Below are 14,276 nucleotides of genomic sequence, written 5' to 3' on the forward strand. Positions count from 1 at the left end.
TCTTCGTTACCATTAAACAATTTTACCACAAATTATTTTGTGCTACCATATTAAATATCCTTTAGGTTTTTGGTTAAATTAAACGATCAAGGTGGAAAATAATATGAAAATAGATGTAATTGGTGACGTTCATGGTTGTATAGATGAGTTAGTTGAGCTACTTCATCTACTTGGCTATCAAAAAAATAAGGAAACATTCGTTCATCCCCATAATCGTATCCCAGTTTTTGTTGGAGATATTACGGACCGTGGGCCAAATTCACTTGCGGTTATTGAGCTTGTATATAATATGGTTGTAAAGCATCAAGTGGCTCGATATGTACCAGGTAATCATTGTAATAAGCTTTACCGATATTTTTTAGGGAATAATATACAAGTTCGCTATGGACTTGAAACAACGGTGGAGGAGTATCAAGCACTACGTCAACGGGAACAGATAAAAATCAGGCATCAATTTATGACCCTGTATGAGGAAGCACCATTATACTTACATTTACCAGATAGTAATATGATTGTAGCTCATGCAGGAATCAAAGAAGAATATATTGGACGTACAGATAAAAAGGTTCGGACATTTGTACTGTATGGGGATATCACTGGTGCCACGCACGAGGACGGCCGTCCAATACGTCGTGATTGGGCGCAGGATTATCACGGCGAGCCATGGATCGTGTATGGTCATACGCCAGTGTTAGAACCGCGTATGATTAACAATACAGTGAACATTGATACCGGCTGTGTTTTCGGCAATAAATTAACTGCCTTTCGCATGCCAGAAAAAGAAATAGTTTCTGTTCAGTCAAGACAGCCTTTTACCTCTGAAAAGTTTAGGACCTTTTAATTAAATGCAGTTTTAGCAAAGTCTATTGCTATTGATAAAAAATGCGAGTAACTTGCATCTCTGGAAATACAATGCCAAGTGACTGCTGGTTGTTTTCCGCTGCGGACCGTTCCTTTCCGCGGGCACGGCTTCAGCCTCCTTGCCCCGGCAAGTGGTATGCCGATGTTGTCCGCAAAGGACGGTTTTAGTCGGCCCTCATCATCTCCCACTCTGCGGGGTCTTCAGACTCGTGCTGTTCTAAGCAGGAGTCAACGGTCCTCCGCTCCAAACAACTGCCATAATTTGCTGGCTACCTGCGTAATATAAACAACCATATAAAATTGTTAAGCCTAACCCTAGTGAAAGAAATCCACGTAGTCTCCTGCGGGAAAGCGAAGAGTCCACTGAAAAAGGATGAATTTGAAAAATTTAATTTCTCACTTTAACCTAGCATCCTCGAATATACGGAGACTCCTCGAAAAAGAAAAACACTTTTTCTTCGTGCGATGCCTTTTCGGGGAAGCATTCCTTATCCTACGGGAAGTAAGAGATCGGCGAGAACCCGGAGGACGGCAGTCCGAGGAGGCTCGCCACTCGCCCGTGGAAAGCGGAGTATATTCGAGGATGCGGCCGTCGATCCACTATTTTGTATTACACTTAACTTTTTCAGTGGCCTCGAAAGCGAAGAAGATGAGACCCCGCAGTGAGCGATTTTTGCGATCGAGGAGGCTCATCGCGAGCCCTAAGGTGCGCGTAGTGGATTTCCGGAACGGTTGTCCAACCACCAAACACAGTACTTACGTCGCATTTTATATCCATTCTCTCAAAAGCACCATCATTTAGAAAACAGCCTAATTAAATGAAGTAGTTCAGATGGTGGTGAAGATTGAAAATGCATCACCTTTTTTGTAAAGGGATGACAAAACGTTAATTCCGTACAGTGTAATGCTTGACGATTGAAATCCTTAGTTGAACCACCATACAAATCGTCCCCAGCTAAAGGATGTCCAACATGAGCAAAATGGACTCTAATTTGATGGGTCCTCCCTGTTTCAAGCCTGATATCTACTAAAGAATAATTAGTAGACTGCTCCACTACTTGGTAATGCGTAATTGCCTTTTTACCAGATTCCGTTACCATCCGCTCGATGATAGAACCTTCTTTACGTCCAATATTCGCATCAATCGTACCTTCCAACTGTGAAAGGCTTCCCTCTACCACTGCAGAGTAGTTTCGATTCACCTTCCCAGCTTTTTGTTCTCCGGAAAGCAATGAATGGCTGTATTGATGCTTGGCAATTAACATGAGACCTGATGTATCACGGTCCAACCTCGTCACAACATGTACAGTATAAGGAATTTGATGCTTCCGGTAATGTCCGAGAACCGCATTCGCAATCGTTCCTTTTAAATGTTTAAACGAAGGAATGGTCGCGATTCCTGCTGGTTTATCGATTACCAATACAGCCTCGTCTTCATAAACTATCGTTAATGGAAGGTCTTCTGGGAAAAGGCCTTTACCGACAATCTCTGGTGGAAAACCGACCTCAAGTTCATCTCCAGAAGACAAGCGATATCTCACTGTTTGACATGTTCCATTTACCTGTATTTTCCCTTTACTATCTTTCACATTTTTTACTAATCGTCTTGAGAAGGATTGAACAGAACGAAGATAATCATGAATTGACATACCGTCCTGTTCCCGTTCAATAATCCATTTCAATACGTTCACCTTCCCTAAACTTTTTTCTCGCCTTCTGAAACAAATGAATCCCGTACTCGATTCCAAAATGGGAATGGTCTAAACCGTGCAAATCGTACTTTTTCTTTGGCTACTCTGCATTGAATCGATTTTACATTTGTATAGGTTTCAGTAAAATGATCAATTGTAATCAAAAAGCTACGCTCAGCAAGAGGCTTTAATAGGCAAGTATGATGTTTCGGTAAAATCAATGGAGATCCAATCGTACGGAAAACCCGATTGTTGATCGATGCCATTTCAGTTAGTTGAAACGCTTCAAGAGATGGGTGCAAAATCCCGCCGCCAAGTGCTTTGTTATAAGCTGTACTACCTGAAGGAGTTGATAAACACAATCCATCACCACGGAATGTTTCAAAATGCTCCCCTTTTATTTCTACATCAAACACAACCGATCCGTCTGCTGTTTTAATGGTTGCTTCATTTAGGGCTAGAAATGTATCTTCCTTCCCCCCGGATTTCGCGCGTATATTTACTTCTAGTAGCGGATATTCCACAACTTGAAATGGTGTTTTAGCAATCTCGATGATCAGCTTTTCAACTTCTTCTGGGACCCAGTCTGCATAGAAACCGAGATGTCCAGTGTGTACGCCAATAAAAGCTGTTTCATTTAGTCGATGAATATAACGATGAAATGCTTCGAGTAGCGTTCCATCCCCACCAACGGAGATGACAAGCTCGGGATTTTCCTTATCATATTCTAAATCAAATTCAGTTAAGTATTGCCTCATCGTTGCCATAATATTGTTTGAACGGTCGTCGCCTTTTGACACTATTGCAAATTTCATTAGTCGTCATCTCCCTCGATTTATTTTCGATGAAAAATACGTTGTGCTTCTTGTACTTCATTCTTTATTTTAGACATTTCTTCATCTAATTTAAATGCAGCTTCTGCAGCTCCTTGTAGTCTGGTTTTAATATCACTTGGTATACTTCCTTTATATTTATAATTTAATGAGTGCTCATTGGTCGCCCAAAAGTTCATGGCAAGTGTACGAATTTGAATTTCGGCAATTATTTTTTTCTCACCGTGAATGGTTTCAACTGGATATTCAATTATGATATGGAACGAACGATATCCGCTATCCTTCTTTTTCGATATATAATCCTTTTCCTCAATAATCGTAAAATCATTACGCGAACGCAACATGGTTACAATCTTATAAATGTCATCGACAAACTGACATACAACACGTACACCAGCAATATCCTGCATTTCTTGTTCAACCCGTTCAAGCGAAATCTGTCTTGTTTCTGCTTTATCCAAAATACTTGTAACAGGTTTAACTCGCCCAGTAATAAATTCAATCGGTGAATGTCTAGACTCATATTCAAATTGCGTTCGCATTCCTTTAAGTTTCACCTTTAATTCCTCGACCACCTGTGAATACGGGGCGAGTAATGCTTTCCAATTCATCGTATATGTACCACCTTTAAGAGTATGTTCAAAAAGCCATCACATAATAAGAGCCCACTGAAAAAGTGGTGGATTTTAAGAAACTATCTTTTCACCTTAACTTAGCATCCTCGAATATACGGAGACTCCTGCGGGAAGTAAGAGATCGGCGAGCCCCCACAGGACGGCAGTCCGAGGAGGCTCGACACTCGCCCGCGGAAAGCGTAGTATATTCGAGGATGCGACGGTAGATCCACATATTTTGTACTATACTTAACTTTTTCAGTGGCCTCCATAATAAACGGTGGCTTTTTGAACACACATTTAAATACTAAATAGATAATTAACCTTTTCCATCCTATCATAACACAACCCAATGGGAAATCTTTGCATTACTATTGATAATTGGCGATAATCAATGATAAACCATCCTATTTAAATGGGGGTCAACAAATGACACAGGAAATTGAAATTGAATATAAAAATTTGTTAACAGCGGATGAGTTCAACCAACTATTGCATCGTTTACCTTTCCCTGATTCAGGAACATGGCAAACCAACTATTATTTTGAAACGAAAGATTTTTCATTAAAAGCAAAAGGTGCCGCTCTACGAATTCGCGAAAAAACTGGAAAGCATGTCTTAACATTAAAAGAACCGCATATAGATGGATTACTGGAGTCACATGATAACCTGACAAAAAACGAGGTAACAAGCTGGATTAATGGAAATCCAATTAAAAAAAGCCAGGTGAGCAAACAGCTTGAATCACTTGGTGTCTGCCTAAATGATCTGGTTTATTATGGGAAATTAGAAACAAAAAGATACGAAACAAACTATCGGGGAACACTATTAGTGTTAGATTATAGTACTTATAATGGGATGTCCGATTATGAATTGGAAATTGAAGCACAATCAAAGGAAGCTGGAATAAACATGCTCCAATCAATTATTGATAGGTATGGGATAACCAAAAAAGAAACACCAAATAAAATTAAACGATTTTTCACATCATTGACGTTTGATTAAATCAGATAATTTGCCGAAGGATTATTACGTTGCTACAATATAGACAAACATTATTAGGAGAGAAAGCAATGACAAGACCCGGCACAATGTTCGAGGCGATTGGTGGCTTCGATTCCATAGATAGATTAGTAACTGCTTTCTACAAGCGAGTTGGAGAGCATCCAGAACTCACTCCAATTTTTCCAGATGATTTAACGGAAACCGCTAGAAAACAACGATTATTTCTTACACAATTTTTTGGTGGTCCCATGATTTATTCTGAAGAACGTGGTAACCCGATGCTTAGGCGCCGTCATCTTCCTTTTAAGATAACACCGACGAGAAAAGATGCATGGCTTGAATGCATGGAAAAAGCACTTGTTGAAGCAGAAATCGAAGAACCCTATCGCAGTGTAATAGTTGAAAAACTTACCATGACAGCAAATCATATGATGAACACACTAGAGTAGTAGGAAAACTTGGCTTATCGCCAAGCTTTAATGGCGAAAGCCCTAGTTGCACTTAACTGATATTTACAAACTATTTATTTTCTTATCAGTGGAACAAAAGCTTCAGCTTCTGTAACTAGACGCAATAGAAAGGAGAATCGATGTGAGTTGGCAAAATGCTGAGCTTGAAAGCTTTAATCAAACTAACACATCGGCGAAATCTGGCTCTGTTGATTTTGTACAAAAACCGATAGAAATTTATGTTTTTGTAGATCCTCTTTGTCCTGAGTGTTGGTCTTTAGAGCCCTACCTCAAAAAGCTTTCCATTGAGTATGGCCGCCTTTTAACTATCCGACCTATTATTAGTGGACACTTAAATACGTTAAATAAAGATAAATTCGATAAACCAAGAAAACTCAAAGACATTTGGGATAAAACAGCGAAACGAACAGGTATGAGCTGTGATGGAGATTTATGGATTGATAACCCAGTAACAGCCCCGTGGATTGCATCTCTTGCAATAAAAGCAGCTGAACTACAAGGCAAAAAAGCCGGTAAAATCTTTTTACGTAAAGTACAGGAAAACCTGTTTTTACAAAAACGCAATATATCAGATGAAGAAGTACTATTTGATATTGCAAAAGAGGCAAATGTAGACCTGCAAGAATTTAAAAATGACCTATATTCCCCATCAGCAAAAAAGGCATTTCAATGCGATTTAAAGCTGACACAGGAGATGGAAGTTGATTATATTCCAACTATTGTCTTTTTCAATCAAGTTGCAGAAGAACAAGGTATTAAAATTTCTGGCCTTTATCCATATGATATTTATGTAAAAGTACTAAAACAAATGCTCCAACAAGATCCAACGCCAGCTGAAACACCAGAACTAGACGAATTTATGGCTTATTATGGCATCGTTGGTAATAAAGAAATAGCTGTTGTCTATGACTGGACACTTGCTCAAACAGATAAAGAAATGAAAAAGTTACAGTTAAAACAAATCGTTGAAAAGATCCCTGTTAAATATGGATCCTTTTGGAAATATATAAAATGAAACTTCATACAGTGGGGTATATTTGGTTGTCAAACTGTGAAAAAGACTTTGAGCGGCTGCCTGGGGTGGCCGTTTTTGTGTTTCTTGAGTACAGTTTGGAATGGCGATATAAATTTGGATACTAAAGAAGGATATACGGGGCAGCGTATATCCTTCTGGTCTTTTGTATCAAACAAAGGGGATGGAGAAAGTTTAAGTTCAAACAAAGGGGTTTGTTTGCTTTTTCTATCTCACAAATTAACTATACCAAGTTATTTACTGGTGTTCAATACGTATGTGCATTATTTCACAAAAATGTCATACTTCTAATTTTTATTTATAAATCATATACTTAAGAAAAGCGCAAGTGCCTTCGTTAGCCTCAGCCAAGTTTAAGATGAATCTTTTAGTGATGGTTTTTATCTAAGAGCGATTGTCTTAACGTTCGATCTAGATATCAACGTTCAACCCAGAATATCAACGCTTCTTCAGAATATCTAAAACATCAGCCGGACTAATCGCTGGAGCTAGACAAAAAAAACTTTCAGGAGGTTTTGTACATGCAGGGGATTATGCCATATTTGTTTTTAATCCTAACGATTTTTGCGTTCTTTTTAAATATTTTAGGGTTCATGCAACTAATTCCGCTTTATATTACACTTCCACTACTATTTATATCGATTTATTTGACCATTTTCTCCTTTACACATAGGAAAGTTTTTCGAAGGTTACGGTAGTGAATGCTAGCAGTTGTTTTTCCACCCTTCATCTCATCTCCCCCTCCCAATTACAAGAGGATGTTCCATAATGGAACATCCTCTTTCAAAAATTTATTTCAACAACAGTTTTTCCATTTCTTCTAACTTTTCTTCAAAAACATCCAACGCCTCAAGTATTGGTTGTTTTGACGTCATGTCGACACCAGCTTTTTTCAACACTTCTATTGGAAAATCACTACTTCCCGCTTTCAAGAAGTTTAAATAGCGTTCAACCGCCGTGCCATCTTCATCGGTTAAGATTTGACTAGCTAAAGCAGTTGCCGCCGAATAGCCGGTAGCATATTGGAATACATAATAATTCATGTAAAAGTGTGGGATGCGTGACCATTCAAGCCCGATTTCCTCATCTGAAACAACTTCATCACCGAAATATTTTTTGTTCAACGCATAATAAATTTCCGTCAATTTATCAGCAGTTAGTGCCTCGCCATCTTGCATTCGCTTATGAATATCATGTTCAAATTCTGCGAACATCGTTTGGCGGAAAACCGTTCCACGGAAACCTTCTAAGAAATGATTCAACAAGTATAGTTTTTCTTTTTCATCTTCCAAATGGTTTAACATGTATTCGTTTAACAGTGCTTCATTACAGGTTGACGCAACCTCAGCCACAAAAATAGAATAGTTTCCATAACGGAATGGTTGCGACTTTCTTGTATAATAGCTGTGAACGGAATGGCCAAGTTCATGTGCGAGTGTGAATAAATCATTCACATTATCCTGCCAGTTCAGTAAGATATATGGATTTGTACCATATGCTCCTGATGAATAAGCTCCACTGCGCTTTCCTTTGTTTTCCTCCACATCAATCCAGCGATTTTTGTAGCCTTCTTTGACGATGTTGACATACTCTTCCCCAAGTGGTGCAAGGCTTTCCACTACATGTTCCTGTGCCTTCTGATACGGAATTTTCATTTCAACATTTTTCACGAGTGGTGTGTACATGTCATACATATGCAGTTCATCTAGTTCCAATACCTTTTTACGCAACGCAGAGTATCGGTGGAGTAAATGAATTTTGTCATTCACCGCTTCAACCAAATTTTCATATACCTGCTCAGGAATATTGTTTCCATCCAATGCAGCGTGTCTTGCTGAATCATAATTACGTACCTTCGCATTAAAGTTATCCTTCTTAATAGTTCCGGTTAAAGTGGAAGAGAACGTATTTTTAAAGCTACCATATGTGCTGTACATTGCCTTGAATGCATCCTCGCGTACTCTACGGTCTTTTGATTCTAAAAATCCGAGATAACGTCCATGTGTTAAGTCTATTTCTTCTCCGTCCTCATTTTTAATCGCTGGGAAAGTAAGATCGGCATTGTTTAACATACCAAATGTTTGCGATGCGTTTTCAATCGGTTCTGAAGCCTCTGCAAGTAATGCTTCTTCTTTTTGGCTCAATACATGTGCACGTTGACGCGTAATTTCATCTAATGTTTGCTTATATAAAGCTAATTCCTCTTTTTCTGATTGAAATTGCTTCAGCTTCGATTCCTCAATTGTTAAAATTTCAGGGACCAGGAAACTCATTGAACTTGATGCAAGTGTTAGCACATTTTCGGCCTTTGCATTCATCTCCTGGTAAAATGAATTAGTCGTATCTTCATCATTACGCATATGCGCATATGTAAAAAGCTTGCCCAAACGCTGTGATAAATCGTCTTGGAGCTTTAACACGTCATATAATGCTTGCGCAGAATCAGATAATTTCCCAGCGTATTCTTCAATCTGAGGGATATCTTGCTTCAAGCTTTTTAGTTCTTGTTCCCATTTCTCATCAGTTGCAAAAATATCTTCAAGATCCCATGTTAGTTCTTTAGGTAACTCACTTCTTTTTGGTAATTCCTTTGTTGCTTTAGCCAATTGAATATCCTCCTTTTTTTCCACTCTTATACTTATTCGGCAAAATTTACAAAATTCCTGTTAGAAAACTTGGCTTATCGCCAAGCTTAATGGCGAAAGCCTTAGTTGCACTTATACTGATATCCATTTAAAATTAATACATTCTTATCCGTGTAAAAAGTAATGACTACTTTAGTATGCTAATTCCCACTATAATCATGCACTATACTATCGTACTACAATGTATCAACTGATTCATTAATCGTGCATCTTCACTAAGGGAACTTTCTATATTTTTGTGAAAATGGATTTCTTTTATTTTTTTAAATAGATGGGAGTCAATTTGATCGATTACTTGAAGTTTTTTCAATAAAATTAAATATTCATAGATAGGGTTATCCATCCCTCTGTCTAAGGAAAAATGCTGTCGTGGTTGATAACGAAGTATACGATGGGATCTTTCTAAGGTAAAACTGGCTCCAATCGGTAAGGGGTCTAACAAATCCAGGCATAACCTACTTTGCCAATTACCAAGTGTTGTTTTCATAAGGTGCTGTCCACGAACAGGTAAATGTACAATAGACGGCAGTTTTTCTTTATGTGTTCCTTTTTCATATAACCAGTTAAACCATGCTAATTCTGAACCATGCAATCGATTATTCTGACGTAATCGAAATGCCATTTTTTCTTTCTTCCACAGTTCAAATAGCCACTTATCGTGTAACTCTTGCTGAAAAAACATATTGGAAAAAGTCATATCTTTTAGTGAGATAAACCTAAATAGCCCTAAAGCGAGACGCGCTGATATTAAATGAACATGTTGGATGATAATAAATTGAAAGGTTTGTGGACAAAAGAAGTAAAACGTTAAGGGGAAATCGGCTGAAAATCGATGCATAAACGAAAGAGTGAATGGATCCACTTTAAAGTGGTGCTGACGCAATCGATGAAAATGTTTGGCTCCAAGAATCCATATCGGTGTAATTCCTGCTTCCATGTATCCTGTATTTCGTCGGTTTATTATTTCTATTGGAACCCGTGCACATTGATATTCAATTGCAACCTTACGACTCTTAATTGTGACAAAAAGATCTGGACGTTGTTTAATTTCAGGTAAATACTTTTCTAACTCAACATCAATTCCTTGTTGCTTTAACCAATTATACAATAAAAGTTTTCCCTGCTCATGATAAGGACCTTCACCGTGGTCATTTGAAGCGCATTCGAGTTTTGACCGATGTGCAAAATGTGCTACCGTCCTCTCACCAGCCTTCACTAAAACAGGTTCATTACAAACCGGGCAAACAAATTCACCTCGCCGCGCCTTTCGAATTTCATCTTTTGAGAGGCTAACAAGTGTAGTGATCTTACCAGTTTTTGATTTTGCTTGAAGCATAGATGGTATCACCTCCGTTATTAATAATTCGACAAAAGCGGACAAGTTCCTGCTTTTTTCATAAAAAAAAAAACACCCATAGTTGGATGCCTTATAGCTGTGCAGGGAAATAGTTTCTTACTTGTTCGAATGTGTCATCGGTGAATACCTTTTTCCCATATTCTTCTAAATAATGAATGGTCATATCTGTATCCCTGCCAAATTCAAAAATTTTACTAATGATATCTTCTTGCTGGTCATCATCTAATGATTCATCAATAAATTCTAGATAAAAATAATAGTTGTTATTATAGTTGTATAGACTGTCTTGGAATGAATCCGTTTCATCCTGGTAATAATGACTTAACTGAATGACATCTTCAAAATCACTAAAACTTACAACAAGTGATAAATTACCGTCTTCTTCTATATTTTCTTCCGTGTCTTTGTCGCTTGATTTACCAAATTTATCTTCTAGCATATTTTCAATATCCTCATCCACAGATAAATCTATCGTTTTCCCATTCTCAGTGGACAGCTCAATATTCTCACCATTTTTAGAAACTTGTGCTTTTGTCACGATGATTTCTAACCCTTTTTCTAATGCTTGCACTTGTATCCAAAGTGGTCCTTCTACATTAAAATCTTCTTTATAGTTCACTTCATCCATCATTTGCCAGAATAGCTGTTCACTACGTTCGCGGTTGTACCAAATTTCCTCGCGTTCAAATCCACGATCCTCAATATCTACGTAGGTTATATAAAATTTAACGGTATTATCATTAATTCGTTCTATTTCCATGGTATTTCTCTCCCTTCTATTAAATAGTTAGGTGGAAGAGACTATCTCACCCGTATCTACCTATGCTAAAAATAAGGCTTCTTTACTATTTAATTACCCGTTTTTCTGCTTTTTTAACCATTCATTTTGGTGTATTAACTTCTATATTTTCATTGTATGCTACAACGATGGCTTTTGAAAATTAAAATGCCTATATATATGCAATTTAATATTATATTTTAGATGATTACTAAGCATTTGTCACGAATCTTTTTGAGAAATACAACAAAAACGCAGAACCTTCTTAAATAGGTCTGCGTTTTTTTTTATCATTTTCCTACTAATTTCAAATGAAATTAGTTTACCATCCGTTGAGCCTCGCGTAGTTGAAATGTACGTACCGTTCTAGGTAAAAATCGTCTTATTTCATCTTCATTATAACCAACCTGTAGACGTTTTTCATCAAGTATTATTGGTCTTCTTAATAATCCTGGGTTTTTTTGAATCAAGTGAAATAAATCCTTTAAGGGTAATTGATCTATATTCACGTCTAATTTTTGAAAAACCTTAGAACGAGTTGAAATTATCTCATCCGTTCCATCTTCTGTCATGCGTAAAATTTCCTTGATTTCGTCTAATGATAATGGTTCGGAAAATATATTTCGTTCAGTGAACGGTATATCATGTTCTTCTAACCATGCTTTTGCTTTTCTGCACGAAGTACAACTTGGTGAGGTATAAAGTGTTACCATAAAACTTCACTCCTCAATCTAATATATTGGTTATTCCATGAACTTTTTATAACTTATTAGATTAAAATAAGTTTAAATAACCTATATGTATAGTATACTACATTTGTCAAGCGAAAGGTAGAGTATATGTAAAAAAATTAGGTTTTTAATCAATGTTCATGAAATGTTGTCGATTATATATAACATACCCTAATCATTTTTAATTAAACCATTTTATCAAAATTATTTAGGATAATACTATAGCAACCCCAGGAAATAAGATGGGGCTGCGTAATTAATAACTTAAGCTTTCTCGGGCTTTTTTAGATTCTTAAAAATGTCTTCATTTTCACGGTCCGTATCATAGCTCAATACTTCATCAACAGGCTGATACGACCTTCCATATATTTCTTCATCTTTATACGTATGAATATGGTCATACGTATGTTTCATCTTTTCATAAATTACATCTTCGGAATCGTCATTTGGAGACCAATATAAAATTTCCATTGTAGTCTCTTCATTTGTAGCAAGTGAACGGCGATTATATCCAATGGATTGTGCGTGGGTAAATCCTTCTCTTTGGTAAAAACGAAGTCGCTTCTCGGTATCTGTATCATCATAATCAACAGGCTCTACTTCCAAAATAATTGGTTTCCCTTTTTCTTTTAGCTTCTCCATTATCTTGTGACCGGTTCCTTGCCCCCTTGTCTCAGTAGACACCCATACATAGTCGATAAAAATAAATGTATCGAACTCAGCGAACATTAAAACATGATTTGGGCTTTCGTCTTTATAATATACGTCCCCTTTTTCTTTCAAAAGCATGTCCATATGTTCCTTCGATTTCATTTCCTCTACTGGGAAATATTTGTTTAACTTTTCATACCAATTCATTCATCTACTCCTTTACCATTTTATAGTAGTCTCTTATAGTATAACGAATTAATCACGTTTTGTTAAATGCCTTTTTACGTTAAGCACTATTATTTGTTTGCCCTAATAACAATAATTTAAACAAAAATTGCTCTGAAGTTGAAAAAGCAGACCCCCAAAAGGGATCTGCTTTTATTCTTAATTAAGCGGTGTATAGTCCACATTATCTGTATAATCATTGCCAGCATTCCAAAGTAAAAATTCATTTATCCCCTGCTCGTTCAATGCTTTAATTTGTGCTTCCACTTCCGCTTTTCCATATTGCTTTGTTGGTCCACTGTATAACCAAGGAGCTTCAAAATCTTGAATCCACGGCCTTGAAGTTGGTGGATCTTCTAATTTACCTAATACTTCATTTTCAACTTTTGCATACTTACTAACTAATTTATATGGTTCGGTATCAGGCTTTTCTATACCAAAATAAGATGTCCAATGACTTGGATAAATCATAGAAGATATGACATCAACGTTTTTGGATATCTTCGTGAAATTTTGTCCAATACCAGGTGCTGCAGGAATTGTTGCTGCATACCCGAAAATGTCTACTGCAACGTCTACCCCATAATAATCTAACTCATCGTTTGCATAAGATACAAAATCAGTTACTGCATTAACTCGTCGTTCTACATTTCCTTCAGAATCAGTATAATCGCCTAAATCATAGTCGAGAACTTCATCGTAATCTTCAAAGCCCTCTGGGAAGCGGACATAGTCGAATTGTATCTCTTGGAAACCAAGCTCAGCTGCCATTTTTGCAATTTCTACATTGTATTCCCAGACTTCTTTTTGAAATGGATTTACAAATGCTTCTCCATTGCCATTAGTCCATACTTCTCCGTTTTGCTTAAATGACCATTCTGGATGTTTTTCTGCAAGAACAGTATCTTTAAATACCACAATTCTTGCAATCGGGTAAATCCCTTTCTTTTCAAGTACTTCAAGCATTTTACGTGGTTCATTGATAAAGTTCTTAGCGATATCTTCATAAGGGGAGCCTTCTTTTGGTTTAAATGTTAAGTTTCCATGATCCTCTTTAATGTCAATAACCATTGCATTCAATTCTGTTGAATCCACTAAGTTTAGCAACGTCTCAAAACGTTTTCCCCCTGCTGAAGGACCAGTTACATAAATTCCTCGAACAGCATCTGGATATTCAAAATCGAGCCCCGAATCATATGTAAATCGCTGCATTTGTTTACTTACATCTATTGGCTTTAGACTTATTTGTTTTTTCATATGACTGTGTGCGGTATGTACTTCTTTTTCACCACTTGCAGATACGTTAAGTGGCAATACGATAGCAAACAGGAGAATCCCTACAATCGCCATTATTCCAATACCCATTTTCCCCATTAATATCA

Annotated in this window: 14 protein-coding genes; 5 read left to right on the top strand and 9 right to left on the bottom strand. The window is 37.1% G+C overall.

Annotation, left to right across the window (positions count from 1 at the left end; genetic code table 11):
- The first annotated feature begins 103 nt into the window (after positions 1–103).
- Complete coding sequence (prpE, locus tag CFK40_RS16520) at positions 104–841, top strand: bis(5'-nucleosyl)-tetraphosphatase PrpE (RefSeq protein WP_089533504.1); 738 nt, start codon at positions 104–106, stop codon at positions 839–841.
- Between the two features lie 814 nt (positions 842–1,655).
- On the opposite strand, the gene CFK40_RS16525 is transcribed toward prpE, so the two are convergent.
- The 3 genes from CFK40_RS16525 to CFK40_RS16535 are packed head-to-tail and all read right to left on the bottom strand — an operon-like array spanning position 1,656 to position 3,996.
- On the bottom strand, positions 1,656–2,543 hold the full coding sequence (locus CFK40_RS16525) for an RluA family pseudouridine synthase (RefSeq protein ID WP_227001805.1): 888 nt from the start codon (positions 2,541–2,543) through the stop codon (positions 1,656–1,658).
- A gap of 14 nt (positions 2,544–2,557) precedes the next feature.
- Complete coding sequence (locus CFK40_RS16530) at positions 2,558–3,367, bottom strand: NAD kinase (protein ID WP_089533505.1); 810 nt, start codon at positions 3,365–3,367, stop codon at positions 2,558–2,560.
- Between the two features lie 20 nt (positions 3,368–3,387).
- Positions 3,388–3,996: a GTP diphosphokinase gene (locus CFK40_RS16535; RefSeq protein ID WP_089533506.1), complete on the bottom strand. Its 609-nt coding sequence runs from the start codon at positions 3,994–3,996 to the stop codon at positions 3,388–3,390.
- A gap of 432 nt (positions 3,997–4,428) precedes the next feature.
- Here CFK40_RS16535 and CFK40_RS16540 point away from each other — a divergent pair, with 432 nt between their 5' ends.
- The 4 genes from CFK40_RS16540 (at position 4,429) to CFK40_RS21390 (ending at position 7,205) form a co-directional block, all read left to right on the top strand.
- Complete coding sequence (locus CFK40_RS16540) at positions 4,429–5,004, top strand: CYTH domain-containing protein (RefSeq protein ID WP_089533507.1); 576 nt, start codon at positions 4,429–4,431, stop codon at positions 5,002–5,004.
- A gap of 68 nt (positions 5,005–5,072) precedes the next feature.
- Complete coding sequence (locus tag CFK40_RS16545; RefSeq protein WP_089533508.1) at positions 5,073–5,453, top strand: globin domain-containing protein; 381 nt, start codon at positions 5,073–5,075, stop codon at positions 5,451–5,453.
- A gap of 142 nt (positions 5,454–5,595) precedes the next feature.
- On the top strand, positions 5,596–6,489 hold the full coding sequence (locus CFK40_RS16550) for a ClpXP adapter SpxH family protein (RefSeq protein WP_089533509.1): 894 nt from the start codon (positions 5,596–5,598) through the stop codon (positions 6,487–6,489).
- 548 nt (positions 6,490–7,037) lie between these two features.
- A complete protein-coding gene (locus CFK40_RS21390; protein ID WP_405196598.1) occupies positions 7,038–7,205 on the top strand; it encodes a hypothetical protein in 168 nt (55 codons plus the stop codon).
- Positions 7,206–7,298: 93 nt separating this feature from the next.
- On the opposite strand, the gene pepF is transcribed toward CFK40_RS21390, so the two are convergent.
- From pepF to CFK40_RS16580, 6 genes are all read right to left on the bottom strand, one after another.
- Positions 7,299–9,113 (bottom strand): oligoendopeptidase F, encoded by a 1,815-nt coding sequence (gene pepF / locus CFK40_RS16555; RefSeq protein WP_089533510.1) that lies wholly within the window; start codon positions 9,111–9,113, stop codon positions 7,299–7,301.
- Between the two features lie 202 nt (positions 9,114–9,315).
- Positions 9,316–10,488 carry a competence protein CoiA gene (locus tag CFK40_RS16560; RefSeq protein ID WP_089533511.1) on the bottom strand — a complete coding sequence of 391 codons (1,173 nt, stop codon included), beginning with the start codon at positions 10,486–10,488 and terminating at the stop codon, positions 9,316–9,318.
- A gap of 91 nt (positions 10,489–10,579) precedes the next feature.
- Positions 10,580–11,269 (bottom strand): adaptor protein MecA, encoded by a 690-nt coding sequence (gene mecA / locus CFK40_RS16565; protein ID WP_089533512.1) that lies wholly within the window; start codon positions 11,267–11,269, stop codon positions 10,580–10,582.
- A gap of 335 nt (positions 11,270–11,604) precedes the next feature.
- On the bottom strand, positions 11,605–12,000 hold the full coding sequence (spxA, locus tag CFK40_RS16570; RefSeq protein ID WP_089060076.1) for a transcriptional regulator SpxA: 396 nt from the start codon (positions 11,998–12,000) through the stop codon (positions 11,605–11,607).
- Positions 12,001–12,282: 282 nt separating this feature from the next.
- A complete protein-coding gene (locus CFK40_RS16575; RefSeq protein WP_089533513.1) occupies positions 12,283–12,876 on the bottom strand; it encodes a GNAT family N-acetyltransferase in 594 nt (197 codons plus the stop codon).
- A 177-nt stretch (positions 12,877–13,053) separates the two neighbouring features.
- A complete protein-coding gene (locus tag CFK40_RS16580; protein ID WP_089533514.1) occupies positions 13,054–14,268 on the bottom strand; it encodes a putative glycoside hydrolase in 1,215 nt (404 codons plus the stop codon).
- Between the last annotated feature and the right edge of the window lie 8 nt (positions 14,269–14,276).

The organism is Virgibacillus necropolis, assembly GCF_002224365.1.
Classification (GTDB): Bacteria; Bacillota; Bacilli; order Bacillales; family Amphibacillaceae; genus Virgibacillus_F; species Virgibacillus_F necropolis.

Excerpts from the sequence above, each read along its gene's own strand:
- CFK40_RS16575 (WP_089533513.1), bottom strand. The coding sequence starts at position 12,876 with ATGAATTGGTATGAAAAGTTAAACAAATATTTCCCAGTAGAGGAAATG.
- CFK40_RS16560 (WP_089533511.1), bottom strand. The coding sequence starts at position 10,488 with ATGCTTCAAGCAAAATCAAAAACTGGTAAGATCACTACACTTGTTAGC.
- prpE (WP_089533504.1), top strand. The coding sequence starts at position 104 with ATGAAAATAGATGTAATTGGTGACGTTCATGGTTGTATAGATGAGTTA.
- spxA (WP_089060076.1), bottom strand. The coding sequence starts at position 12,000 with ATGGTAACACTTTATACCTCACCAAGTTGTACTTCGTGCAGAAAAGCA.
- mecA (WP_089533512.1), bottom strand. The coding sequence starts at position 11,269 with ATGGAAATAGAACGAATTAATGATAATACCGTTAAATTTTATATAACC.
- CFK40_RS16540 (WP_089533507.1), top strand. The coding sequence starts at position 4,429 with ATGACACAGGAAATTGAAATTGAATATAAAAATTTGTTAACAGCGGAT.
- CFK40_RS16580 (WP_089533514.1), bottom strand. The coding sequence starts at position 14,268 with ATGGGGAAAATGGGTATTGGAATAATGGCGATTGTAGGGATTCTCCTG.
- CFK40_RS16535 (WP_089533506.1), bottom strand. The coding sequence starts at position 3,996 with ATGAATTGGAAAGCATTACTCGCCCCGTATTCACAGGTGGTCGAGGAA.
- CFK40_RS16545 (WP_089533508.1), top strand. The coding sequence starts at position 5,073 with ATGACAAGACCCGGCACAATGTTCGAGGCGATTGGTGGCTTCGATTCC.
- CFK40_RS16530 (WP_089533505.1), bottom strand. The coding sequence starts at position 3,367 with ATGAAATTTGCAATAGTGTCAAAAGGCGACGACCGTTCAAACAATATT.